Here is a 25,128-nt window from a genome sequence, read left to right as displayed (position 1 = left end):
CTTGCCGAGGGATATTTTGAACGTGTAACGTGTATAGACAAGTTGATGGATGCGGGGCATCGAATGCCATGCCGGCTGCCCGGACGCCGAAGGCCCCTAGGTTAAGCGATATACATACTACGCAAGCATCCCATCCTAATGGAAACCCCTGGGCCGAAACCTGCAAAAACAAGTTGTATATACAAGAAGGCGACGCTAGACTTCTCTCAAATTGTATAGACAGGACACAAAACCATGATCATTCTGAAGCCCGGCTACCTGACCCTCCCGCAACTGCGCCAGATCGCACGCGAACACGTCGCGCTGCAACTCGATCCCGCCAGCCATGCCGCTATCGACGCCTGCGCCAAGGCCGTGGCCGACATCGCCGCCAAGGGCGAGCCGGCGTATGGCATCAACACGGGTTTCGGGCGCCTCGCCAGCACGCACATTCCGCACGACCAGCTCGAACTGCTGCAACGCAATCTGGTGCTGTCGCACGCGGTCGGCGTGGGTGAGCCGATGTCGCGTCCGGTCGTGCGTCTGTTGATCGCGTTGAAGCTGTCGAGCCTCGGCCGCGGTCACTCGGGCATCCGCCGCGAAGTGATGGAAGCGCTGATTACGCTGTACAACGCCGACGTGCTGCCGGTGATTCCGGTCAAGGGTTCGGTCGGCGCATCGGGCGACCTCGCGCCGCTCGCGCATATGTCGGCAGCGTTGCTCGGCGTCGGCGAAGTGTTCGCGAAGGGCGAGCGCATGCCGGCTACCGAGGGTCTCGCCCTCGTCGGCCTGAAGCCGCTTACCTTGCAAGCGAAGGAAGGTCTCGCGCTGCTGAACGGCACGCAGGCTTCGACCGCGCTCGCGCTGTACAACATGTTCGCAATCGAAGACCTGTACCGCACCGCGCTGGTCGCGGGCGCCTTGTCGGTGGACGCAGCAGCGGGTTCGGTCAAGCCATTCGACGCGCGCATCCACGAATTGCGCGGCCATCAAGGCCAGATCGAAGCGGCAACCGCCTACCGTTCGCTGCTGGAAGGTTCCGGGATCAATGTCTCGCACGCCGATTGCGACAAGGTGCAGGACCCGTACAGCCTGCGCTGCCAACCGCAAGTCATGGGCGCATGTCTGGACCAGATGCGCCACGCCGCCGACGTGCTGCTGATCGAAGCGAACGCCGTCTCCGACAATCCGCTGATTTTCCCGGACACCGGCGAAGTGCTGTCGGGCGGCAACTTCCACGCTGAACCGGTTGCGTTCGCCGCCGACAATCTCGCGCTCGCCGCCGCTGAAATCGGCGCGCTGGCCGAACGCCGCATCGCACTGCTGATCGACGCGACGCTGTCGGGCCTGCCGCCGTTCCTCGTGCGCGACGGCGGGGTGAATTCGGGCTTCATGATCGCTCACGTGACGGCTGCGGCGCTCGCGTCGGAGAACAAGACGCTCGCGCATCCGGCGTCGGTCGATTCGCTGCCCACTTCGGCGAACCAGGAAGATCACGTGTCGATGGCCACCTTCGCCGCGCGCAAGCTCGGCGACATCGCCGAGAACACCGCGAACATTCTGTCGATCGAGTTGCTTGCCGCCGCGCAGGGCGTCGATCTGCGCGCGCCGCACAAGACCAGCCCGAGCCTGCAGAAGGTGATGGACACGGTGCGCAAGGATGTCGCGCATTACGAACTCGATCACTACTTCGCGCCGGATATCGCGGCCGTGACGCGTCTTGTGCAATCCGGCACGATCGCCAGGCACAGCCCGTTCTCGTTCGCCTCCGAACAGTAAGCAGAAGCAGACAGTCAGGCAGAGCAAGCCAATGAACGCACCGGCCTACCAGGGCATCAAGGACTTCATCCTCGGCCGCATCCATGCGGGCGAATGGGCCGAAGGCGACCAGGTGCCCTCCGAAAACGAGCTCGCGCGCGAATTCAACGTCGCGCGCATGACGGTCAACCGCGCGTTGCGCGAGTTGACCTCGGAGCAGGTACTCACGCGTGTGCAGGGTTCGGGCACGTTCGTGGCCCGTCCCAAGTACGAATCGACGCTGGTGGCGATCCGCAGCATTTCCGACGAAATCGTCGCGCGCGGTCATCGTTATCAGGCGAACGTGCTGCACATCGGCGCGAGCATCGCCGACGAAGCGCTCGCCGAGGAAATGCAGGTGAGCGCGGGCAGCCCGGTGTTTCATTCGCGCGTGCTGCATTTCGAAAACGACGAGCCGGTGCAGCTCGAAGAGCGCTGGGTCAATCCGGCGGTCGCGCCCGAGTATGCGTTGCAGGACTTTACCACCACGACGCCGAACCAGTATCTGGTGCGTGTCGCGCCGCTGCAGCGTGTCGAATACCGCATCGAGGCGTTGGCTGCCGACGCTGATACGCGCCAGTTGCTGACCATGGATGAGCTCGAACCTTGCCTTGTGCTGCATCGGCGCACGTGGTCGCAAAGCCAGGTCGCTTCGGTCGCCAATCTCTGGCATCCCGGCAGCCGCTATCGCTTCACCGGGCATTTCTGATTTCGCCGCTTTTTCCGAATATTTTCCGAACATCGTCAAACATTCCGAGGGCCACTATGAATAACCCGAAACATATCGATCCGCGTCTGGACCCAACCCGCACGATCCGCGCACCGCGCGGTGCGGAAAAGACCTGCAAGACCTGGATCGCGGAAGCCGCGTACCGGATGATCCAGAACAATCTGGACCCGGAAGTCGCCGAGCATCCGCATGCGCTGGTCGTGTACGGCGGCATTGGCCGTGCCGCGCGCAACTGGGATTGCTTCGATCAGATCCTGACTTCGCTGAAGGACCTGAACGAAGACGAGACGCTGCTGATTCAATCGGGTAAGCCGGTCGGCGTGTTCCGCACTCACGCGGACGCACCGCGCGTGCTGCTGGCGAATTCGAATCTGGTGCCGCACTGGGCGACGTGGGAACACTTCCACGAACTCGATCGCAAGGGCCTGATGATGTACGGCCAGATGACCGCCGGCAGCTGGATCTACATCGGCAGCCAGGGCATCGTGCAGGGCACCTACGAGACGTTCTTCTCGGTGGCGAACCAGCATTTCAACGGCGACCCGTCGGGCCGCTGGATTCTGACCGGCGGTCTCGGCGGCATGGGCGGCGCGCAGCCGCTCGCGGCGACGATGGCGGGCTTCTCGATGATCGCCGTCGAATGCGACGGGACCCGCATCGACTTCCGTCTGAAAACGCGTTACGTCGACAGGAAAGCGGCGACGCTCGACGAAGCGCTGGCGATGCTCGACGAAGCGAAGAAGGCGGGCAAGCCGGTTTCGATCGGTCTGCTCGGCAATGCCGCTGACGTGTTCGCAGAATGCGTGACGCGCGGCATCACGCCGGATTGCGTGACCGACCAGACGAGCGCGCACGATCCGATCCACGGTTATCTGCCGCAAGGCTGGAATGTCGAAGACTGGCGCGAGCGTCAGAAGACGGTGCCGGACAGCATCGTGCTGCCCGCCAAGCAGTCGATGGCCAGGCAGGTTCAGGCGATGCTGACGCTGCAGGAACGCGGCGCGGCCACGCTCGACTACGGCAACAATATCCGTCAGATGGCGCTGGAAATGGGCGTCGAAAACGCGTTCGATTTCCCTGGCTTCGTGCCGGCGTATATCCGCCCGTTGTTCTGCGAAGGCAAGGGCCCGTTCCGCTGGGTCGCGCTGTCGGGCGATCCGGAAGACATCTACAAGACCGATGCGAAGGTCAAGGAACTGATCCCCGACGATCCGCATCTGCACAACTGGCTCGACATGGCGCGCGAACGTATTGCGTTCCAGGGCCTGCCGGCGCGGATCTGCTGGGTCGGCGTGAAGGATCGTTACCGTCTGGGCCAGGCGTTCAACGAAATGGTCAGGAACGGCGAGCTGAAGGCGCCGATCGTGATCGGCCGCGATCACCTCGACACCGGTTCGGTGGCGAGCCCGAATCGCGAAACCGAATCGATGAAGGACGGCTCGGATGCGGTCAGCGACTGGCCGTTGCTCAACGCACTGCTGAACACGGCAGGCGGTGCATCGTGGGTCTCGCTGCATCATGGCGGTGGCGTCGGCATGGGCTTCAGCCAGCACTCGGGTGTGGTGATCGTCGCGGACGGCACCGATGCGGCGGCCAGGCGCCTCGGCCGCGTGCTGTTCAACGATCCGGCCACCGGCGTGATGCGTCACGCGGATGCGGGCTATGAACTCGCGCAGGAAACGGCGCGCGAGGCAGGCCTGAATCTGCCGATGCTGGGCCGTTGATCGTGACGCTTCAAAACCCGCATCAAAGCCCGCTTCAAAGCCCGCTTCACGGCGCGCGGATCAGCAGCACGGCGACCGTGACGCTGATCCGCGGCGCCGACCTCGTGGCGGCGCCGTGGAAGAACGGCGGCGGCGTCACGCGCGAAGTGGCGGCGTTCCCCGCGGGCGCCGGACTCGATGCATTCGTGTGGCGCGTGAGCGTCGCCGATGTGGCGCAGGCCGGGCCGTTCTCGCGTTTCGTCGGCATCGATCGCACGCTTGCGCTGTTGTCCGGCGCGGGCATGTTGCTCGATGAAGCGGACAATGTGAATGGCCTGAAAACGCATGCATTGACCCAGCCGCTTGATATCGCACGTTTCGCAGGCGAAGCGCAAATCGACGCGCGTCTGGTCGACGGCGCGACGCGCGACTTCAACCTGATGGTGCGGCGTGGCGCGGCGGCGGGCGAGGTCGAAGGATGGCGCGGCGAAACGCAACGCGATCTGTCCGCCGACGTGGTGCTGTTGTTCTGCGCAAGCGGTTCGGTTGAGGTTCAGTTGGGCAACGACGCTCATCCGTTTTCACTGAACGCAGACGACACGCTACGCATCGACACGCCGCAATCACTGTCATGCACGGTCAAAGGCGCGGGCGCATTGCTCGCGATCACCATCCGCTACGCGCAACGATGACGACGGTTCACGGCCACGCTTTGAAAAAAGCGCGCCGCGAACCACCACAGACACGCAACGAGCTGCAAAGAGCACGCGATGAAGCAAACCGTCTGGCATCACCTGAAACTCTGCCCGCAGGGCGACCCCCAGCACACGCTGCCCGACGCTGCGATGGCCGTGGAAGACGGCAAGATCGCGTGGCTCGGCGCGGCGTCCGATTTACCCGCTGAATACGCTACATGGTCGCGCGAAGATCTGCACGGCGCATGGGTGAGCCCGGGTCTCGTCGATTGTCATACGCATCTCGTGTACGGTGGCCAGCGCGCCGACGAATTCGCGCAGCGCCTTGCCGGCGTCAGCTACGAAGAGATCGCGCGGCAGGGCGGCGGCATCGTCTCCACGGTACGCGCGACGCGTGCCGCCGATGAAGACAGCTTGTTCCGCCAATCCGCCGCACGGCTCGAGCCGCTGCTCGCCGAAGGCGTCACGGCGGTCGAAATCAAATCCGGTTACGGCCTCGACCTCGCCAGCGAGCGCAAGATGCTGCGCGTTGCGCGCCGTCTGGGCGAACGCTATCCGGTCTCGGTCTATACGACATTTCTCGGCGCGCATGCATTGCCGCCTGAATTTGCAGGCCGCGCCGATGCGTACATCGACGAAGTCTGCAACACCATGCTGCCCGCGCTCGCGGACGAAGGTCTGGTGGATGCGGTCGATGTGTTCTGTGAGCGCATTGGCTTTTCGCTGGAACAAAGCGAGCGCGTGTTCAAAGCAGCCGGGCGCTACAAGCTACCGGTGAAGATGCATGCCGAGCAGTTGTCGAATGGCGGCGGCACGGCGTTGGCGGCGCGCCATCATGCGCTGTCCGCGGATCACCTCGAATTTCTCGACGAAGCGGGCGTCGCCGCGATGAAAGAAGCGGGCACGGTTGCCGTGCTATTGCCGGGCGCGTACTACTTCATCCGCGAAACGCAATTGCCGCCGCTGGATCTTCTGCGGCGTTATCAGGTGCCGATCGCGATTTCCACCGACAGCAACCCCGGCACGTCGCCCACTACGTCGCTGCTGCTGATGATGAACATGGCGACCACGCTGTTCCGCATGACCGTGCCCGAGGTACTGCAAGGCGTGACGTCGCACGCCGCGCGCGCGCTCGGCAAAGCGGATACGCACGGCTCGCTGGAAGTGGGACGTGCAGCGGATTTCGCCGTGTGGTCGGTCGAGTCGCTGGCGGAGTTGGCTTACTGGATTGGGCGTCCGTTGTGCGCGCGGGTCGTGCGCGCGGGCGAGACGGTTTATGCGCGGCGTGAATTGAGCTAAGGCCTGAAGATGACGCAATCGAAGCAATCGCTATTCGCCGACCATGCGTACCTGCCGGATGGCTGGCGCCGCAATGTGCTGCTGGCGTGGGACGCAACGGGCACGCTGAGCTCGGTCAAGGCCGACATGGCCGCCGCGCCTGCCGGCGTGCAGAAAGCCGCGGGTCCCGTACTGCCTGGCATGCCGAATCTGCACTCGCACGCATTTCAGCGTGCGATGGCAGGTCTCACTGAATATCGCGCCGCTTCTGGCACCGGGGCTACCGACAATTTCTGGAGCTGGCGCGATCTGATGTATCGCTTTGCCGCGCGGATCACGCCTGAAGGGCTCGCGTCGGTCGCGCAGTGGCTCTACATCGAAATGCTGAAGGCGGGCTATACGTCGGTCTGCGAATTCCACTATGTGCATCACACGCCTGACGGCAGCCGCTACGCGAATCAAGCGGAACTGGCGCAGCGTGTGGTGGATGCCGCATCGGCGAGCGGCATCGGTATGACGATGCTGCCGGTGCTGTATCAGTACAGCGGTTTCGGCTCACGCGCGCCGCGTGAAGATCAGCGGCGCTTCATCAATACGCCGGACAGCCTGCTCGATCTGCTCGGCACCTTGCGCGCGGCGCGTCCCGAAAGCGCCGCGTTGCGTTACGGCGTGGCGCCACATTCGTTGCGCGCGGTATCCGCGGAGTCGTTGCGCGCGCTGCTTAACGGCATCGATGCAAGCGCGCCGGTTCATATTCATATCGCCGAGCAAACGGCCGAAGTCGACGCGTGTCTGGAAACCGAAGGCGCGCGGCCGGTGCAATGGCTGCTCGATCGTTTCGATGTCGATAGCCGCTGGTGCCTCGTGCATGCCACGCATGTCGATGCGAACGAAACGCTTGCGCTCGCGAAGAGCGGCGCGGTCGCCGGTTTGTGCCTGACCACCGAAGCCAATCTCGGCGACGGCATTTTCCCGGCGTATGAATATCTCGAAGCGCAAGGGCGCATTGGCGTCGGCTCGGACAGCCATATCGGCGTCGATTGGCGCGCCGAGTTGCGTTTGCTCGAATACGGCCAGCGCCTCACGCGCCGTCAACGCAATGTGCTGGCATCGGCGCAAGCCACGCATGTGGCCGACCGGCTGTTCGACGCCGCGCTCGAAGGCGGCGCGCACGCGACAGGCCGCACGATCGGCGCGTTGCAGGCCGGCCGGCGCGCCGACTGGCTGGTGCTGGACGCGGATCATTCGAGCATCGCTGAGCACGCGCCGCACGCGTGGCTCTCGGGCGTTGTATTCTGCGAGCATGGCGAGTCGCCGATTCGCGACGTCTACGCGGGCGGCGACAAGGTCGTCGACAACCGCCGGCATCGCGACGAAGAGGGCGCTTACGCGCGCTACCGCGTGGCGCTCGCGGACTTGCTGAAGTGAGATGCTTACGTGGGTTGCTTACGTGGGTTGCTTACGTGATTGAGCCTTCGATCCCATTGATTCCGGACTGACATGACTGCTTCGCCTACTTCAACTACTCCGCCGGTTTTCACGTTGCATCGAGGAAACCTGCCGTTGCTGATTTCGATCCCGCATCTGGGCACGCAAATCCCCGCCGACATCGCCGCGACGATGACGCCCGTCGCGCAGCGCACCGACGACTGCGACTGGCACCTCGACCGTCTGTATGCGTTCGCGAAGCGCATGGGCGCGTCGATCCTGTCGCCTTCGTACGCGCGTTATGTGATCGACCTGAACCGTCCGCCTGATGGCGCGAATCTCTATCCGGGGCAGGACACCACCGGTTTGCTGCCGGTCGATACGTTCGACAAGGAACCGCTGTACCGCGAAGGCCATCTGCCGACCGACGCCGAAGTCGCGCGCCGGCGCGATGCGTACTGGAAGCCGTATCACGATGCACTGGCAGGCGAACTCGCCGCGTTGAAGGCGAAGCACGGCAAGGTGCTGCTGTGGGAAGCCCATTCGATCCGCTCGCAGGTGCCGCGCTTTTTCGAAGGACGTCTGCCGGATTTCAACTTCGGCACGTCCAACGGGGCGAGTGCGGTGGCGGGACTGGGCGAGGAATTGGCCGCTGTGGTCGAGCGGCATGGCGGCTATTCGGCGGTCGCGAACGGGCGCTTCAAGGGCGGCTATATCACGCGCCAGTATGGGCAGCCGGCGCAGGGCGTGCACGCGGTGCAGCTCGAGTTGTCGCAGATTACGTATATGGAAGAACAGATGCCGTATGCATACGACGAAACGCTGGCCGCGAAGGTCGAACCCTTGCTTGAAAAATTGGTGACGACGGCGTTGGACCGGATCGCCTCGGCCTGACTTTCCGCGCCGCTGCGGCGCAACACGCCTGTCTCCTCTCAAGCGGCGCCAAGCTCCCGGCGCCGCGTCAGTGTTCACCTCATCTTCCCCGCAGTATTTGTCAGGCTAATCCGCGTTTTGCGGGGCTCTGCCTTTGCCGCCGTTGCACGACAAAGGTGTAACAGCATGTGTCCGTGATTGCATGCTGCCGGTTTCGCGCAGAACGTATAGGGCGCTGCAGCATTTGCCAGCGGCCGTCAATATGACTCGACCGGTCGGAAGGGAAGCCGGCCTGTCTGTAAATCGACGTGGTGGTGCTGGCGAAACAGCGCAATGCGTGCCGAAAAATTCCGCGGGAGGCTACACATCGCGTGCGCTGAGTTGGAACCTGTGTCAATGCAAAACGCACACCTTCACGGTCCGTGAAGCCGGCTGCACGCGGTAGCGTGTAACTTCGGCAAATCGAAAACTGCCGGGTGAGTGCGCCGCCATTGCACGCCATGCAGTGAAACGGCTACCCTTTCGGAAAGATGACGCGTGCGAGCGCATCATCCATACATCGGGCAAAAGAGATGGAAGACCCAGCGATGGAAGATTCCGACGAATTGCTGCTCCCGGTCTGGCGAGCGAACCTGGTGCTGCTGACCCGCGAGGTTGGTGCCGCGACCCGTCTCGCGCGCATGATGACCTTCTCCGCCAGCTACCTGAAATTAATGCTGTCCGGCCAGCGCGAATTCAGCGAGGAGTTCGTGCGTGGCATCGAGGCGGTCACTGGTTTGCCGAACGGCTGGATGAACACGCCGCACACGGAGCAGGACATACCGGCCAATGCGCGTGAGGCGATCGACAATGAAATGCCGCTCGCGCGTTTTCGGGGCACTGCGCATCCGGTGCGTAAGAAAACGGTGCTGCGGCCGCCCGAGCCGATTTTCGGCCAGGCGGCGCCGGCCAAGCGCGTGGAGGAGGAGACGCTCGATGCCGAAGCGCATCGGCGCCACGCGCATTTCCGCAAGGTCCGGGATCTGGCGGTGCAGGACGTCAGGCGGTTTGAGCGGCATTTGAGCCATGCACCGGTGGAGTTGGCCGCGATGCGGTCGAAAGTGGAGGATGTGATTGCTGCCGCCGATCTGGATGATCCTATTCAGGCTGATCTTGCCGGGCGGCTGGAGCAGATTGAGAAGCATCGGCATTTGTTGTTGCGGCATGTTGAGAAGTTGCAGGCCTTGCTGGGGCAAATTGGAGAATAAGGGTTTAATTTCGCGGAGCGAGTGATTGGGGGTTTTGCCTGCTCGGCGCTTTGGGTTGTACGCCTGCGGTGGTGGCCTTTCCTTGATTTCTTATTGGTTTATTAGCGTCGCCCCTGTGCGGGGCAGGCACTTACTTTCTTTGCCGCCGCAAAGAAAGTAAGCAAAGAAAGCGGCTTCACACCGCCAATTCTTAAGCGGGTCCCCTGGCTTGGAGGAGGCAGTGGAGCATCTGGAATCTGTGTCATCGCGCACTCCGCGCTGGTGACAAGGCAGTCATTCTTCCGGCGGCGCTGCGCGCGCCGACGCGGTGCTTCTCAAAACCGATTGGGTGTACGCGTTTGCGGCATCATTCTTCCCGCCTCGCCTGTGGGCTCGCCGGAACGGCCTACCAGGGAAACCCCATCCGCGAAGAACGCAGTGCGGACCGGAGCAGGAAGAATAGCGCCGGAAACGCATACCCGCGGTCGGTTTTGTGAAGTACCGCGTCGGCGCGCGCAGCGCCGCCGGAAGAATGACTGCCTTGTCACCAGCGCGGAATGCGCGAGAACACCGATTCCAGATGCACCACTACCTCCTCCAAGCCAGGGGACCCGCTTAAGAACTAGCGGTGTGAAGCCGCTTTCTTTGCTTACTTTCTTTGCGGCGGCAAAGAAAGTAAGTGCCTGCCCCGCACAGGGGCGACGCTAATAGACCAATAAGAAATCAAGGAAAGGCCACCACCGCAGGCGTACAACCCAAAGCGCCGAGCAGGCAAACAAAGCAAGAAAAGGCCAACACCGTAGGCACACAGAACAATACCGCCGCCAAAGGCAAAAAAACCAGGAAAAGACCATCTTCAGGCAGGTCTGCGCCGAGCATGAAACTCAGCTTCAAGCCTCCAGGTCACGCCGTCCTGCGCGAGCGCAACACCAGTCCAGCGAAAAGCATCCCTGGTGATATCAGTAAAATTCCAACGAATCGGCGTGCCATCGGCATGCGTGCCAATCTGCACGAGCGCATCGCCGACGCGTCGGCCGATCAGTTCATCGCGCTGTCCAGTCCGTGGATTGATATAGGTGACCCGCCACGCACGCAGCGCTGCGTCCCAGACGCGCAGTGTGGTGCCGTACATGTCGTCCGTGACGGCGAGCCCCGCGGGCCGCTCGCCACGTGGCGGCATGATCCACACGTCCTGCACAGCGCGGCCCTCCAGCACCCAGCCGAAATGAATCTCGCCGCGCCGGCGCTCGGCGCCGAGGTCGACGCGGTAGTGCACCACGTCCATGTCCCAACTGCCGATCAGCCAGCCGTAGACGTCGTCGGCGGCGTCAATGTCAGTGGCGCGAGCAGGCGCGCTTAACGCGTCCTGGAAGCCGCGCTCCAGATCGTTGTCCAGCATGTTCATCGTGTGTCCTCCTTCAGGTGTTTAGCGAGGCGGCAGCGCGCCGCAAGCGGCAAAACCGCGCCGGCCGCCGATGTGCTAAAACCAGAATACGGACTCAGCCGAGGTGCATCTTGGGGAAAATTGCCGTCACTTTGCAGCAGGCGCTCGCGCAACGCGCACGGGAAGGCGCGCGCGGCAGCATGGCCGCGCGCCCGTTGGCGCAGGGCGCGGGCTGGGACGTCGCGGACATTCTTTGCACCTTTGGACCACGCGATCAGCCGTTCGAGGAGCGGCACGGCGGCGTGTGCATCGCGATGGTGGTCGCCGGCTCGTTCGGCTACCGGGCTGCGGCGGGGCGCGAACTGCTGACCCCGGGGGCGCTGCTGCTAGGCAACAACGGCGACTGCTTCGAGTGCGGCCATCGGCACGGGGCCGGTGATCGCTGTATCGCGTTTCGCTATGCGCCGGCTTACTTCGAGCAGCTCGCCGCCGACGCAGGCATCGCAAACGGCAATCTGAACTTCAGGCGCGCGGGGATGCCGGCGCTGCGTTCGCTGTCGCCATTGATCGCGCGAGCCTGTGCCGGGGCCTCCGAGGTGGGCAAACCGGTATGGGACGAGCTTGCCGTCGAACTGGCCGTCGCGACCCTGGATGCGGCCGGCGCATTGACGCGCGCAGGGCAGCCGGCCAGCGCCGCGGCATGGTCGCGCGTCGCGCAGACCGTGCGTCTGATCGACGATGCGCCCGCCGCGCCGCATACGCTCGCGAGCCTTGCCGCGGCGGCGGGTTTGAGTGAGTTCTACTTCCTGCGGACCTTCCAGCGGGTGACCGGTGTGACGCCGCATCAATACATTCTGCGGGCGCGTTTGCGAGCGGCGGCGCTGCGTCTTCACGACGACGGCGCGAAGATCGTCGACGTCGCACTGGATTGCGGCTTCAACGATCTATCGAATTTCAATCACGCGTTTCGCGCGGAGTTTGCTTCGAGTCCGCGAGCATGGCGCGCGCGGGGCAGGGCGCGCCGCACATGACGCGGTGTTTCGCGTTCTTGAAGCTAGCCGCCGCGTTGGGGCAGGGCGCGCCGCACATGACGTGGTGCTTCGCGTTCGTGAAGCTAGCCGCCGCGTTGATGCTGGGCGCGTGCGTCGCTACCGCGTATGCAGGCGAGCCCGCCGCCAGCGACGATCTCGCACCGTCGACGATGGAGCGCGACGTCCACCTCTTCGTGATCCAGAAAGACGGTTCCGTGGAAGAACACGACGACACGATTTTGCGTGCCGACACGACGAGCGGCGTCGACGATATCGCGCAACGCTACGTGTGGTTCAACAAGGACATCGAGCAGGTGCAATTGCTGGTTGCGGAAACGATCGACCCGAACGGCGTGGCGCACCCGGTCGGCCCGGAGGCGATCCGCGACGTGCAGGAACCGCGCTCGGCCGGCGCGCCGAATTTCCAGGACGGCGTATTGCGCACGGTGATTTTTCCGGGCGTCGAGCCCGGCTCACGCGTGCATCTGGCGTTTCGCAAGACGCGCACGAAGCCTTTGCAGGCCGGCACCTTTGCGTACCTGGTCGAACCGACGCGCGAGCCGGTCGAGATGCAGCGTCTGATCTTCGACTTACCCGCCGACGTGCCGCTTTATACCGACGCGCGCGGCTACGTCGCGCTGCCGCCGGTCAACGAGAACGGCCGTACCCGCTACGAATTCGATTATCGGCACGGCCCGTATGCGCCGCTCGAAGCGGGCGCGGTCGGCTATGCGAACTGGGGAGACAGCCTGATGATATCGACGGTGCCCGACTTCGCGAGTTTCGCCGCGCGTTATCGCGGACCGGCCGTCGACGCGACGATCAACGACCCGGCGATCGTGCGCCTCGCACAGGGTCTGACTGCGCAGGCTACCGATCCGCGCGCGAAGGCGCAGGTGCTGTACGACTGGATGCGGTTGAACATTCGCTACGTAGCGTTGTTTCTCGGCGAGACGGCGGCGATCCCGCACAAGGCGATCGACATTCTGCGCAACCGTTACGGCGACTGCAAGGATCACGTCGCGTTGTACGGTGCGTTGCTCGCTGCGGTGGGCATTCGCAGCGAGGCCGTGCTGCTCAATCTCGGGCCGTACTACAGTTTGCCGGACGTGCCGGGATATGGCGGGAGCGCGATCAATCATGCGATCGTCTGGATTCCTGAGTTGTCTTTGTATGCCGACACGACGGCGGGCGGCGTTAGTTTTGGTTATTTGCCGGCGAGCGTGATGGACCGGCCCGCGCTGCTGGTCGACGAGGGCGTGCTGTCGCGCACGCCGGCCACGCAGTTGCGCGAGCGGACTGCGCGCTTGCAGGTCGATGTCGATGAGAACGGGGCGGCTAATTACGCATATCGCGTGGAGGATGCAGGGTCGACGGCGGAGCTCGAGCGCAATATGTTTCGTAGGGCGACGCGGCAGCGGACCCAGCTGATTGCCGCGGGCAGGTTATTGCAGACGGGGCTGCATGGGACTGCGCAATTGCGCACGGGCGATGTGGCCGCGATGGATGGGCCTTTTTCTACTTCGATGCAAGGGCGGGTGGAGCATTTTGTCTGGAAGGATGGGACGACTGCTGTGCCGGCTTTGACCAGCTTGTCTGGCGGCATGGTGAGTCAGGTGCAAGCGTGGCTTGCGGAGCCTTTAAGGACGCAGCCATGGGCTTGTATTGGAGGGGAGTTTGATGAGACTTTGGAGTTGGCATTGCCAAGGTTTGTTCAAGTGATCGATGTGCCGCCTGATGCGGCGGTGAAAGATCGGTTTTTTGATTTTTCTTCTCACTATGTGTTTGATCCTGCGGAGTGGGTATTGCAGGTTAAGCGGCACCTTCGGGCCGGGTTTGGGCATCAGATGTGTTCTTCTACTGAGTTTCTCGACGTGAAGTCGGATCTGGTTCGGATTCAAAGGGATTTGGATTCTGAGGTTGTTGTTAAGGTTTTGAAATAGTGGTTTTTTTGCGCGTAGCGCCTGGGTGGGGTGTTTGCCTACGGCGGTGGTTCTTTCTTGATCTGTTTGCCTGCGTGGCGCTTTATGTCTGTGTGCCTGCGGTGGTGGCTTTTTCTTTTCTTTTTGGTTTATTAGCGTTCCCCCTGTGCGGGGGGGCACCTACTTTTCTTTGCCTGCCGCAAAGAAAAGTAGGCAAAAGAAAGCGGCTTTACACCGTTAGTTCTTAAGCGGGTCTCCTGGCTTGGAGGAGGCAGTGGCGCATCTGGAATCCGTGCCCTCGCACACTCCGCGCTTGTGAGAAGGCAGTCATTCTTCCGGCGGCGCTGCGCGCGCCGTAGCGGTACTTCTCAAAACCGATGGGGCGTACGCGTTTCCCGCATCATCCCTTCCCGCCTCGCACTGCGTGCTCGCCGGGACGGTCTGCAAGGGAAACCAGTGGCTTCGTTTGTGCGTGGTTGGGGCCATCGGCTGTGTCTCGGCGGGGCGTTGAATTGTGGGAGTGCGGGCCACTTCGCCGAACGAAACGCAGCCACGAGTTATGCCAGCGCGGCAAAGGAACGCAGCCGCGAGTTATGCTGGCGCAGTAAAGGAGCGCAGCCGCGAGTTACGCGAGCGCAGCAAAGACAATCCATAACGCTTGAACAACCGCAGGCATGGAAGCGCCGCTAGCGCAGCGAAGACAAGCCGTTATGCCTGGACAACCACAGGCACGGAAACGCCCGACGGTTTTGTGAAGTACCGCCACGGCGCGCGCAGCGCCGCCGGAAGTATGACGGCCTTGTCACTCACGCGGAGTGCGCGAGAACACCGATTCCAGATGCGCCACTACGCCCTCCAAGCCAGGGGACCCGCTTAGGAGCTGGCGGTGTAAAGCCGCTTTCTTTTGCCTACTTTTCTTTGCGGCAGGCAAAGAAAAGTAGGTGCTCCCCCGCACAGGGGGAACGCTAATAAACCAAAAAGAAAAGAAAAAAGCCACCACCGTAGGCACACAGACATAAAGCGCCGCGCAGGCAAAAAAACCTTAACTCCCACCTTTAGTAACAACCGGCACCCAAACCGCCCCCTTAACCTGATATAGCGTAGAAGCCCCGCTCTTCAACGCCCCGGTATTATCAAAAGAAATCTTCCCGGTGACACCGTCAAAATCAATCCCCTTCAGCACAGGCCGATAAACAGCCGGCGAACTGGACTTAGCCTGCTGCATGGCACGAATAGCCGCCCATGCCCCGTCGTATCCAAATGGCGCGTACGACAAAATATCCACCCCGAATCTCTTCTTGAACCTGGCAGAAAAATCCTTGCCGCCAGGCAACTGAGCCAACGGCCTGCCATACTCCCATGCCATCACCCCTTCAGACGAATCGCCGGCCAGTTTGATGAACTCGGGATCCACCACGCCGCCGCCGCCCACCAGTTGAGCGGTCATCCCCAATTGCTTCATCTTCTTGGCAAACCCGGCAGCCTGCGTATCCAGCCCGCCGAAGAAAATCAGATCTGCATTAGTCGACTTGATCTTGGTGAGCTGCGTGCTGAAATCAACAGCATGATTATCGGTGTACTCCCGCGTCACGATGTTGCCGCCGTGCGCTTTCACCGCTTTCTCGAACTCGTCGGCCTCGCCCTGGCCGAACGCGGTCCGGTCGTCGATGATCGCAATCCGTTTGGCCTTGGTCACCTCGACGGCATAAACCCCCGCATTGCCGGCGTTCTGCGCATCGGTGGAAATCACCATGAAGGTGTTCGCAAAACCTCGCCCGGTAATGATCGGGTTGGTCGCGGCCGGGTCGATCACCGGAATGCCAGCCTGTTCGTATATCTGCGAGGCAGGAATCGTCGTGCCCGAATTGAAGTGGCCCACTATCGCCGATACGCTCTGGTCAACCAGCTTCTGCGCGGCCTGCACGCCAATGCGCGGATCGGCCTGGTCGTCCTCGGAGACGAGCTGGAATTGTGCGACCTTGTCGCCGATCTTGATCTTCTGGGCGTTGGCTTCTTCGATCGCAAGCCGTACGCCGTTTTCCAGATCCTTGCCGTAGCCGGCGTTGGCCCCCGTCATCGGCGCAGCAAAGCCGATCTTGACCGGCAGGTCGTCGGCGAAACTGGCCAGCGGCCCCATCGCGAAGACGGCGCCAACGATCAGTGCAAGCGGTTTCAGCGGGTTGCGAAGACTCATGGTCTCTCCTTCCATCGTCAGTTTCAGGTTGTGAAAGCAGCAAGGCAGTAACGCTGGATCGACGCGCGCGAACCGTCTCCCGTTCGCATCGCGCGCATCGTCAGACTACGGATGATCCGTCTCCATAAACAATGCTGGATTAGCGGAGTGGCAAGCACGCGCCCGTCACATCTGGCGCGAATATAAAAAGCCAATTTGCAGCCGTCTTGGCAATTCGCGGCGCTTTGAATGAGCATTTCGGCATAGACGGCGCAGCGCTTGGGCTGACGGCCTGTCAGACCGGGCGCGTAGATGCGGATTGCGGCACATGCTTAAGAAAATCGGCTGCAGAACGCGGTGCGAGGAAGAGGTGCGAGAGTGCGGTGTAGGGAAAGCGGTGCAGGGAAAGCGGTGCAGGGAAAGCGAAGCAGGGAAAGCGGTGCAGCGAAAGCGAAGCAGGGAAAGCGAAGCAGAGAAAGCGAAGTAGATAACCCGGCTCAGGAAACCGGCGCGAGTGCGCCGGCTTTACTACAGCGGCGCATCCGCAGCCGCCAGGCCGCGAATGCGCCGGAAAATCAGCGGGTTAAAGCTAGGCCCTTAGTGCTCGCCTTGCTGGCGCAGCAATTCTTCACGCAGGCGCAAGAGCGGCGCCTTGGTGTCTTCATCGGCCCAGGTGTCGAGGTCGTCGATGGCGCGCTGGCAGCCGTCTAGCACCAGGTCGAGATCGACCGGCACGCCGTTGTTGAGAGCGAACTCGATGGTCTCGGCAAACTGCTGGCATTCGTCCTCGCCGTACGAGATGTCGAGGTTGTCGGCGATCACTTCGGCGATGTTGCTGCGTGCCTTGTCGTCGGGCGTCACCATGTCGATGATGCCGCGCGCCACCGCTGGCGAATAGTAGAGCGCGATGTCGAGCCACTGGGCCGGATCGAAGTCGGCTTCGTCGAACTGGCTCTCGAAGTACTCGATCGCTTCCTGCTCGTGAGCTTCGTCAGCGTCGACGCTGATGCACAACTGCTCAAAATATTCTTCCCGCTCGCTGCGGATATAACCGTCCATCGATGCCTCGTTTGCTGAATGCCGGATGCTGAAAAAATGCCGCGCGGGCGGGCGGATGCTTCGCCCACGCGGCAGGCATTATAGGACGGCCGGATGACAATCGCCGACCGCACGCCCAGCCGCGCTCGCCGCGGATTGCTCACACAGTACGGAACAGTGCCTTCCGCGCGCGGGGGATTTTCTTACGCGCGGCTGTCGATAGACTTTGTTTGACCGTTCTGGTCGAGTCAATCGGAGAATCGTGATGAAGGTTGTTTGGGTGTCGCTGTGTGTCGGTTTGCTGGGTGTCACGGCTGTTGGCGCATCGTCGGCGCAGGCGGCGGGACTGACGCGGGCGGAAGTGCTAGCCGAGCTGGCCGACTATAAGGCGGTCGGCTATGAGTTCAGCGACGCGGGCTACCCGGAGGAGGCCGTTCAAGCAACGCGCAAGGTTGTCGCGCTGCGCACGCAACGGGCGGCCGCCGCAGCCAGCGCCGCCAAAGTGGCCAATCAGCCGGGCGTGGGTTCGACCAGCAACTGACGTCGACTGCATCGACGAGTAGCGCCCCGCTTCTGAGGCGCCAGGTGCCAAGGTGCCAAGGTGCCAAGGTGCCAAGGTGCCAAGGTGCGAAAAACCGGCGTACGGTTTGATGAAGTACCGCTCCGGCGCGCGCAGCGTCGCCGGAACGGATGACTGCCTGGTCACTGTCGCTGGCTGCGCGAGGGATCGTCCGTTTATCGCGCCACTACCGTGACTGCGCGGGGGACCCGCTTAGCATTAGCGGTTTAAAGCCCGCTTTCTTTTGCCTACTTTTCTTTGCGGCGGCAAAGAAAAGTAGGTGCCCCCCCGCACAGGGGGAAAGCTAATAAACCAATATCAAATCAAGGAAAGGCCAACGCCGTAGGCACACAGCTAAAAAGCGCCGAGCAGGCAAACAGCACAGGGGCAACACTAATAAACCAATAAGAAAACAAGGAAAGGCCAACGCCGCAGGCAAAGAGCCAGGTGCCAAAGCAGCATACCGCGCCACCGACGCGCACCACAACGACACGTCCTGCAGCGCGCGACAACGAGATTGCCAGACACGATCCCTCGCTCGATCCAGGCCGCTCCTAGGCCGTCTCAGCGGCCACCCACGCATCGAACCACTCACGCGGCTGCGCGATTTCGTTCTGCGCGGCAACCAGTTCGAGCTCGTAGCGTCCAGCCTGCCAGGTCGCCTTGACCACCGCATTCACAGCGGCCAGCGTGTGCTCGAACGCCGCGCGAATCGAATCGCCGAGCAGCGTGCGCGCGACGAACACCGCGCTCGTCAGATCGCCGACGCCGACCGGCTGCCGCGCGAACGGATAGAGCGGACGCTGACCCATCCATGCTTCGCGCTCGGTGACGACGAGCATGTTGAACCGGTCGGCCGGGCTGTTGCGATCGAGCAGGTGCTTGACCAGCACGAGCTTGGGCCCGCGGGCGATGACCTCGCGGCAGGCGTCCACGGCTTCTTCGAGCGTCTCGATCTCGCGGCCCACCAGCCGTTGCAACTCGAAGTGGTTCGGCGCCATCGCGTCGGCCATCTCCGGCATCGTGCGCACGAGGAATTCCTGAATGCCCGGCTCGACCTTGTAGCCGCTCGCCGCACCCATCACCGGATCGCAGAAGTACCACGCACGCGGATTGGCGGCCTTCACGGCCTTGACGATCTCCAGCACCGATTGCGCTTGCTCCGGCGTGCCCAGATAGCCGGACAGCACAGCGTCGCAGCGCGGCAGCATGCCGATCGCGCCGATCCCTTCGACGAGCTCCTCCATCTGCGATGCGTCGATCGCGCTGCCGCTCCAATGGCCGTATTGCGTGTGATTCGAGAACTGCACGGTATTGAGCGGCCAGACGTTGACGCCGAGCCGGCGCATCGGGAACACCGCCGCGCTGTTGCCGGCGTGCCCAAACACGACATGTGACTGGATGCTCAGAACGTTTTTCGTCATGGTTCGGCTCGCGCAAGCCGTGATGCGCGATGGTTGAGAACGGGGAGGCTGCGCCGCAGTAGCGAACCGGCTTTGGCCGGGCGCTTGTTGCGCAATGATTGCTTCAGACTATGCAAGAAAAATGCGCGGCCTGCATAGTCAGGAAACAATACATGAGTTTGCCATGAGTTTGCCGCGCCCGAGTTGATCCGTCCCCGCGTTGTTGCGTCGAACCATCAAACGCATCGGCAGCGGGGCGGTCGGGCAAAGCGCGGGCGGAGGCCGAGCGCAAAACGGCTTTAAACGAGTTCCCGATACAGCGCGAGATACTGCTCGGCCGATGCGCCCCAGCCGAAGTCCTGGCGCATCGCGCGCCGCTGCGTCGCTTTCCATTCGGTGCGCCGGTCGTAGAGCGCGAACGCGCGGCGGATCGCCGCTGACAGTCCTTGCGGTTCGAAGCGTTCGAACCCGAAGCCGGTAGCGAGATCGTCGGCGAGATTTTCGAGCGACGCGTCGACCACCGTATCGGCCAGGCCGCCGACGCAATGCACGAGCGGCAGCGAGCCATAAGCCAGCGCATAGAGCTGCGTCAGCCCACACGGCTCGAAGCGCGACGGCACCGCGATCACGTCGCTGCCCGCGACGATCGTATGCGCCAGTGTTTCATCGAAGCCCAGTTCGACCGCGACGGCTTCCGGATGGGCGTGCGCGGCGCGTTTCAAGCCGTTTTCGAGCGCTGGGTCGCCGGTGCCGAACACCACCAGCTGGCCGCCGCGCTTGACGATCTCGGGTAGCGCGGCGAGCAGCAGGTCGAGGCCTTTCTGCTCGGTCAGCCGGCTCACCACGCCGAATAGCAGCGCATCGCTTTTCGGTGCGAGGCCGAAGCGCTTTTGCAGCGCTTCCTTGCACGCCTGTTTGCCGGCCAACCGCGTAGCCGTGTAGTGATCCACCAGCAGTTGGTCGGTGGCGGAGTTCCAGACGGTGTAGTCGACGCCGTTCAGGATGCCGCTCAAGTCGTGCGAACGATGGCGCAGCAACGCGTCGAGTCCGCCGCCCTGGGCGAGCGTCTGGATTTCGCGCGCGTAGGTCGGGCTGACGGTGGTGATGCGATCGCTATAGTAGAGGCCCGCTTTCAGGAACGACAACTGCCCGTAGAACTCGATGCCGTGCATGTTGAAGAAGTCGTCCGGCAGGCCCAGTTGGCCAAACTGATGGGCCGGAAAAATGCCCTGATACGCGAGGTTGTGCACCGTGAAGATACTGCGCGCGAAGGAGCGGCCATGCTGGCGTTCGGCTGCCTTCAGATAGGCGGGCGCGAGCCCCGCGTGCCAGTCGTGCGCGTGGACGATCTGCGGCGACCACGCCGGATCGAGTTGCTGCGCCAGTTGCGCGGCGACCCAGCCGAGCAGGGCGAAGCGCTGCGCGTTGTCGCCGTAGGGCACGTGTTCGTCGTTCAGATAGGGATTGCCGGGCCTGTCGTATAACGTGTCGGCGCGGATCATGTAGACCGCCAGGCCGTTCGACGGCAGCGTGCCCTGTTCGAGTGTGACCGCGGGCGCATCGAAGCGGCGGCCCAGTTGCGCCACTGTGCGCAAGTCGGTCAGACCGGCGGCGACCGCGGGGAAGCCGGGCAGCAGCGCCCGTACATCGGCGCCGTGCTCGATCAGCGCGGGCGGCAGCGCGCCCGCGACGTCGGCGAGACCGCCCGTTTTCAGTAGGGGATACAGCTCGCTTGCGACGTGCAGGGCGCGAATCGTCATAGGCTCTGTCTCATTCCTGTTAGTGCGGGATTTCGTTCAGCCGCGACGCGGGCGGCGCTTCAATCGTCCACGCATTCGTCCGCGCATTCGCCAACGACCCGAGGCTCAACTCGCCTTCTGCCTGAGCGCCTCGGGCGTGACTAGCACGACGCCGTCGTCGGTACGGTAGAAGCGTTCGGCATCGCTCACCGGATCCTCGCCGATCACCGTGCCGTCCGGAATCGTGCAACCGCGGTCGATCACGACCTTCTGCAGCCGGCAACTCGCACCGACCGTGACTTGCGGCAACAAGACTGCCTCATTGATGTTACAGAACGAATTCACTTTCACATTCGACGACAGCACCGAGCGCGAAATCTGCGAACCGGAGATCACGCAGCCGCCGCACACGATCAGATTGTTGCCGGTCCCCTGCAGGCCTTTCATGTCGCGTACGAACTTGGCCGGCGGCAATTGCTCCTGATACGTCCAGATCGGCCAGTTGCGGTCGTACAGGTCGAGCGTCGGGATCGTCGAGGCGAGGTCGAGGTTGGCGGCCCAATAGGCGTCGATCGTGCCGACGTCGCGCCAGTACGGCTCCACACTCGGGTCCGACGAAACGCACGACATGCTGAACGGATGCGCGATCGCCATCCCTTGCGTGACCACGCGCGGCAGGATGTCCTTGCCGAAGTCGTGATCGGTATCGACGCTTGAGATGTTTTCTTCGAGCAGCGTGTACAGGTAGTCGGCGTTGAACACGTAGATGCCCATGCTGGCGAGCGCTTTATCCGGGTGGCCTGGCATCGCGGGCGGATCGGCCGGTTTTTCGACGAAGCCGGTTACGCGGCGTTTTTCATCCACCGCCATCACGCCGAAGGCCACCGCGTCCATGCGCGGCACTTCGATACAGCCGACCGTGCAATCCGCGCCGCTTTGCTCGTGATCGGCGATCATCCGCGTGTAATCCATTTTGTAGATGTGATCGCCCGCCAGTACCACGACGTATTTCGGCCCGATCGAGCGGATGATGTCGAGGTTCTGGAACACCGCGTCCGCGGTGCCGCGATACCAGTGCGCGCCTTCCACGCGTTGCTGCGCCGGCCACAGGTCGATGAATTCACTGAATTCGCCGCGCAGGAACCCCCAGCCGCGCTGCAGGTGGCGCAGCAGAGAATGCGCCTTGTATTGCGTGACTACCGCGATGCGGCGGATGCCGGAGTTCAGACAATTGGACAGCGCGAAGTCGATGATCCGGTATTTGCCGCCGAAGTGCACCGCCGGTTTGACGCGCTTGTTGGTGAGCGGCCCGAGCCGCGTGCCCCGTCCGCCCGCGAGGACGATGGCGAGGGTGGTGCGTTGCAGATCGTTCAGGCGTGCCGGACTTTCCATGTCTGTCTCCTTGGTTTGTATCCCCCGGATGGCCATGCTGGACTTGTTCTTGCCGGTGGTTCTTGCCGGTGGTTCTGGCCGCTGGTTTTAGCCGTTGTGCTGGTTTTAGTTCGCTTTCCTGCCCGTTTCTGGATCGTGCTGCCTGACGGCTCCGTTTTTTTGGCTCCGTCTGCTAGTTCTAGCACCGATTTGCCGCGGGCGCGTAGTCTGAATTGTGCGGATGCCGCTCGCGCTCCCACCTTGCGCACGATCGACCCTTGCACGCGACGCATCCGTGCGCCACGACACATAGAATGTGCGGCGGCCCAAAGCAATATGCGTGCCAAACCAGCCGATGCCGCCACGAGCATGCGCGCGCGGCAGCGGAGTCCGGCGGCGCGTCGTAGAATCGTCGGCTCGTGAACGGGGCTTGAGCGCGGCTGCCGGCGCGCGGCCCGCACGTTTTCCTTTGCTTTCTCTTTGCAAGAAATCCTCTCGATGAGTTTGCGCCGCTATTCTTTGTTCGCCGTGTTGAGCGCCTGCGCGCTTGCCGCCGCGCCGGCCGTTTTTGCGGCTGCACCGGCCGGTTCGACCGCCATGCCGGCCAGCGCCGCCAGTCCGGCCGTTGCCAGTGCCGCCACTGGCGCCGCCGGCAACGGCGGTCCCGCTTTCGGCCCCGAGTTGCAGGGCTTCAACTATCCGGCGCCGGTCGAGCAATACGACTTCACCTCGCAAGGCGTGGCGCTGCATATGGCGTACATGGACATCAAGCCGGAGCACGCCAACGGCCGCACGGCGGTGTTGCTGCACGGCAAGAACTTCTGCGCGGCGACCTGGGAGACGACGATCCGGCGCCTGAGCGACGCCGGCTACCGCGTGATCGCGCCCGACCAGATCGGTTTCTGCAAATCGAGCAAGCCTGAGCACTATCAGTACAGTTTTCAGCAGTTGGCGCGCAATACTCACGCGCTGCTCGAATCGCTCGGCGTGACCGACGCGACCGTGATCGGCCATTCGACCGGCGGCATGCTCGCGATCCGCTATGCGCTGATGTATCCGCACGAGACGCAGCAACTCGTGCTCGTCAACCCGATCGGGCTCGAGGATTGGAAAGCGAAGGGCGTGCCGTCGCTATCGGTCGACCAATGGTATGAGCGCGAACTGAAGACCACCGCTGACGGCATCCGCCGCTACGAGCAGTCGACCTACTACGCGGGCCAGTGGCGCGCGGACTATGAACCGTGGGTACAGATGCTGGCGGGGATGTACCGTGGCCCCGGCAAACAGATCGTCGCGTGGAATTCCGCGCTGCTGTACGACATGATTGACACGCAGCCGGTGGTGTACGAACTGGGCCAGTTGACGATGCCGACGCTGCTGCTGATCGGTCAGAAGGACACCACGGCGATCGGCAAGGATGTGGCGTCGCCCGAGGTACGCGCAAAGATCGGCCATTACCCGGAACTGGGCAAGGCCACGGCGAAGGCGATTCCGCACGCTACGCTCGTCGAATTCGCGGCGCTGGGACACGCGCCGCAGATGCAGGACCCGCAGGCGTTTCATCGGGCGCTGCTCGACGGCCTGGCGGCGGTGCCGGCGAACCGCTGAGCCCCGGTCAGGACTCGGGCGATCAACGAGAAGAAGGGCGGCCGCGAGCCGCCCTTTTTGTTACCTGCTGCCGATCAATTCCTCGCGCACTTGCGCGGCGATTTCGAACGATCGCAGGCGGGCTGCGTGATCGTAGATTTGCGCGGTCAGCATCAACTCGTCCGCACCGGTTTGTTCGATCACCGACAGCAGGCCTTCGCGGACCGCATCGCGATCGCCGAGCACGGTGCAAGCGAGCGAATGCGCGACGCTGGTTAACTCCATTTCCGCTGCTTCGAGCCGGTCGACTGGCGGCTGCAACTGGCCGGGCGTGCCGCGGCGCAGGTTGATGAACTGCTGTTGCAGCGACGTGAAGAGACGCTGCGCTTCGGCGGCAGTATCGGCGGCGAACAGATTGACGCCGACCATGGCGTAGGGTTTATCGAGCGTCGCCGACGGCCGGAATTGCGCGCGATAGAGCCGCAGCGCGGTGAGCATGTGATCGGGCGCGAAGTGCGACGCGAACGCGAATGGCAGACCGAGCGCCGCGGCGAGTTGCGCGCTGTAGAGCGACGAGCCGAGCAGCCACAGCGGCACATGCAGACCGGCGCCTGGCACGGCGCGAATGCGTTGGCCCGGCACGGGGTCGGCGAAATAGCGTTGCAACTCGACGACGTCGTCGGGGAACGACTCCGCGCTATTTTGCAGATCGCGGCGCAGCGCGCGGGCGGTGGTCTGATCGGTACCGGGTGCGCGGCCGAGGCCCAGGTCGATGCGATCCGGGTAGAGCGAGGCGAGGGTGCCGAATTGTTCTGCGATGACTAGCGGAGCGTGGTTGGGCAGCATGATGCCGCCGGAGCCGACGCGGATTTTTTGGGTGCCGCCGGCGACGTAGCCGATCACCACCGAGGTGGCGGCACTGGCGATGCCGGTCATGTTGTGGTGTTCCGCTAGCCAGTAGCGGTGGTAGTTCCAATTTTCCGCATGCTGCGCCAGGTCTAGCGTGTTTTTGAATGCTTCAGCTGGGGTGGCACCTGCGGTGACTGGCGATAGGTCCAGGACCGAGAAGGGGATCATGTTCTGTTCAATTGCTGTTTTTTGCGCTTTCGCGCGATGGGGCATTGTGGCAAAGGTTTTGGTTTTTTGCTGATCGGATGATGATGTCCACGTTCGTGGAACGGGTTTATTTTCGCGGAGCGAGTGGTTAGGGTT

General features: G+C 62.9%; 19 protein-coding genes. 12 read left to right on the top strand and 7 right to left on the bottom strand.

Going from position 1 to position 25,128, the window contains the following annotated elements; translation table 11 throughout:
• Window positions 1-234 precede the first annotated feature (234 nt).
• The 8 genes from hutH to AC3WOG_RS13905 all read left to right on the top strand — a co-directional run bounded on the left by hutH (window position 235) and on the right by AC3WOG_RS13905 (window position 9,730).
• Complete coding sequence (hutH, locus tag AC3WOG_RS13940) at window positions 235-1,758, top strand: histidine ammonia-lyase (protein ID WP_492578551.1); 1,524 nt, start codon at window positions 235-237, stop codon at window positions 1,756-1,758.
• 31 nt (window positions 1,759-1,789) lie between these two features.
• Complete coding sequence (gene hutC, locus AC3WOG_RS13935; RefSeq protein WP_492578550.1) at window positions 1,790-2,485, top strand: histidine utilization transcriptional repressor HutC; 696 nt, start codon at window positions 1,790-1,792, stop codon at window positions 2,483-2,485.
• Between the two features lie 56 nt (window positions 2,486-2,541).
• Entirely contained in the window at window positions 2,542-4,230 is a 1,689-nt protein-coding gene (hutU, locus tag AC3WOG_RS13930) for a urocanate hydratase (RefSeq protein ID WP_492578549.1), read from the top strand.
• A gap of 77 nt (window positions 4,231-4,307) precedes the next feature.
• Entirely contained in the window at window positions 4,308-4,901 is a 594-nt protein-coding gene (locus AC3WOG_RS13925) for a HutD/Ves family protein (RefSeq protein WP_492579796.1), read from the top strand.
• Between the two features lie 78 nt (window positions 4,902-4,979).
• Window positions 4,980-6,203, top strand: a complete 1,224-nt coding sequence (hutI, locus tag AC3WOG_RS13920; protein WP_492578548.1) for an imidazolonepropionase — start codon at window positions 4,980-4,982, stop codon at window positions 6,201-6,203.
• A gap of 9 nt (window positions 6,204-6,212) precedes the next feature.
• Entirely contained in the window at window positions 6,213-7,610 is a 1,398-nt protein-coding gene (locus AC3WOG_RS13915; RefSeq protein ID WP_492578547.1) for a formimidoylglutamate deiminase, read from the top strand.
• Between the two features lie 72 nt (window positions 7,611-7,682).
• Window positions 7,683-8,504 (top strand): N-formylglutamate deformylase, encoded by an 822-nt coding sequence (gene hutG / locus AC3WOG_RS13910; protein WP_492578546.1) that lies wholly within the window; start codon window positions 7,683-7,685, stop codon window positions 8,502-8,504.
• Between the two features lie 566 nt (window positions 8,505-9,070).
• Window positions 9,071-9,730, top strand: coding sequence for a hypothetical protein (locus AC3WOG_RS13905; RefSeq protein ID WP_492578545.1), 660 nt, complete (start codon window positions 9,071-9,073; stop codon window positions 9,728-9,730).
• Between the two features lie 835 nt (window positions 9,731-10,565).
• Here AC3WOG_RS13905 and AC3WOG_RS13900 read toward each other — a convergent pair.
• Window positions 10,566-11,108 carry a hypothetical protein gene (locus AC3WOG_RS13900; protein ID WP_492578544.1) on the bottom strand — a complete coding sequence of 181 codons (543 nt, stop codon included), beginning with the start codon at window positions 11,106-11,108 and terminating at the stop codon, window positions 10,566-10,568.
• 116 nt (window positions 11,109-11,224) lie between these two features.
• On the opposite strand from AC3WOG_RS13900, the gene AC3WOG_RS13895 reads away from it, so the two are divergent.
• On the top strand, window positions 11,225-12,124 hold the full coding sequence (locus AC3WOG_RS13895) for a helix-turn-helix domain-containing protein (RefSeq protein WP_492578543.1): 900 nt from the start codon (window positions 11,225-11,227) through the stop codon (window positions 12,122-12,124).
• A gap of 98 nt (window positions 12,125-12,222) precedes the next feature.
• Complete coding sequence (locus tag AC3WOG_RS13890) at window positions 12,223-14,067, top strand: DUF3857 domain-containing transglutaminase family protein (protein ID WP_492579795.1); 1,845 nt, start codon at window positions 12,223-12,225, stop codon at window positions 14,065-14,067.
• Window positions 14,068-15,088: 1,021 nt separating this feature from the next.
• On the opposite strand, the gene AC3WOG_RS13885 is transcribed toward AC3WOG_RS13890, so the two are convergent.
• Window positions 15,089-16,240, bottom strand: a complete 1,152-nt coding sequence (locus AC3WOG_RS13885) for a branched-chain amino acid ABC transporter substrate-binding protein (RefSeq protein ID WP_492578542.1) — start codon at window positions 16,238-16,240, stop codon at window positions 15,089-15,091.
• A gap of 576 nt (window positions 16,241-16,816) precedes the next feature.
• On the bottom strand, window positions 16,817-17,278 hold the full coding sequence (locus AC3WOG_RS13880; RefSeq protein ID WP_341312540.1) for a hypothetical protein: 462 nt from the start codon (window positions 17,276-17,278) through the stop codon (window positions 16,817-16,819).
• Between the two features lie 244 nt (window positions 17,279-17,522).
• Here AC3WOG_RS13880 and AC3WOG_RS13875 point away from each other — a divergent pair, with 244 nt between their 5' ends.
• Window positions 17,523-17,798 carry a DUF4148 domain-containing protein gene (locus AC3WOG_RS13875; RefSeq protein ID WP_492578541.1) on the top strand — a complete coding sequence of 92 codons (276 nt, stop codon included), beginning with the start codon at window positions 17,523-17,525 and terminating at the stop codon, window positions 17,796-17,798.
• 572 nt (window positions 17,799-18,370) lie between these two features.
• Here the strand turns inward: AC3WOG_RS13875 and pdxY are convergent.
• From pdxY to glgC, 3 genes are all read right to left on the bottom strand, one after another.
• Complete coding sequence (pdxY, locus tag AC3WOG_RS13870) at window positions 18,371-19,240, bottom strand: pyridoxal kinase PdxY (RefSeq protein ID WP_492578540.1); 870 nt, start codon at window positions 19,238-19,240, stop codon at window positions 18,371-18,373.
• A 278-nt stretch (window positions 19,241-19,518) separates the two neighbouring features.
• Window positions 19,519-20,979 carry a glycogen synthase GlgA gene (gene glgA, locus AC3WOG_RS13865; RefSeq protein WP_492578539.1) on the bottom strand — a complete coding sequence of 487 codons (1,461 nt, stop codon included), beginning with the start codon at window positions 20,977-20,979 and terminating at the stop codon, window positions 19,519-19,521.
• A 105-nt stretch (window positions 20,980-21,084) separates the two neighbouring features.
• On the bottom strand, window positions 21,085-22,350 hold the full coding sequence (glgC, locus tag AC3WOG_RS13860) for a glucose-1-phosphate adenylyltransferase (RefSeq protein ID WP_492578538.1): 1,266 nt from the start codon (window positions 22,348-22,350) through the stop codon (window positions 21,085-21,087).
• A 477-nt stretch (window positions 22,351-22,827) separates the two neighbouring features.
• Here glgC and AC3WOG_RS13855 point away from each other — a divergent pair, with 477 nt between their 5' ends.
• The gene (locus tag AC3WOG_RS13855; protein WP_492578537.1) at window positions 22,828-23,937 is read left to right on the top strand and encodes an alpha/beta fold hydrolase; all 1,110 of its coding nucleotides are present in this window, start codon (window positions 22,828-22,830) and stop codon (window positions 23,935-23,937) included.
• Window positions 23,938-23,997: 60 nt separating this feature from the next.
• Here the strand turns inward: AC3WOG_RS13855 and AC3WOG_RS13850 are convergent, their stop codons facing one another.
• On the bottom strand, window positions 23,998-24,993 hold the full coding sequence (locus AC3WOG_RS13850) for an LLM class flavin-dependent oxidoreductase (protein WP_492578536.1): 996 nt from the start codon (window positions 24,991-24,993) through the stop codon (window positions 23,998-24,000).
• Between the last annotated feature and the right edge of the window lie 135 nt (window positions 24,994-25,128).

It is taken from the genome of Paraburkholderia sp. FW306-02-B (assembly GCF_058782725.1).
This window is presented reverse-complemented; position numbering and strand designations above follow the sequence as displayed.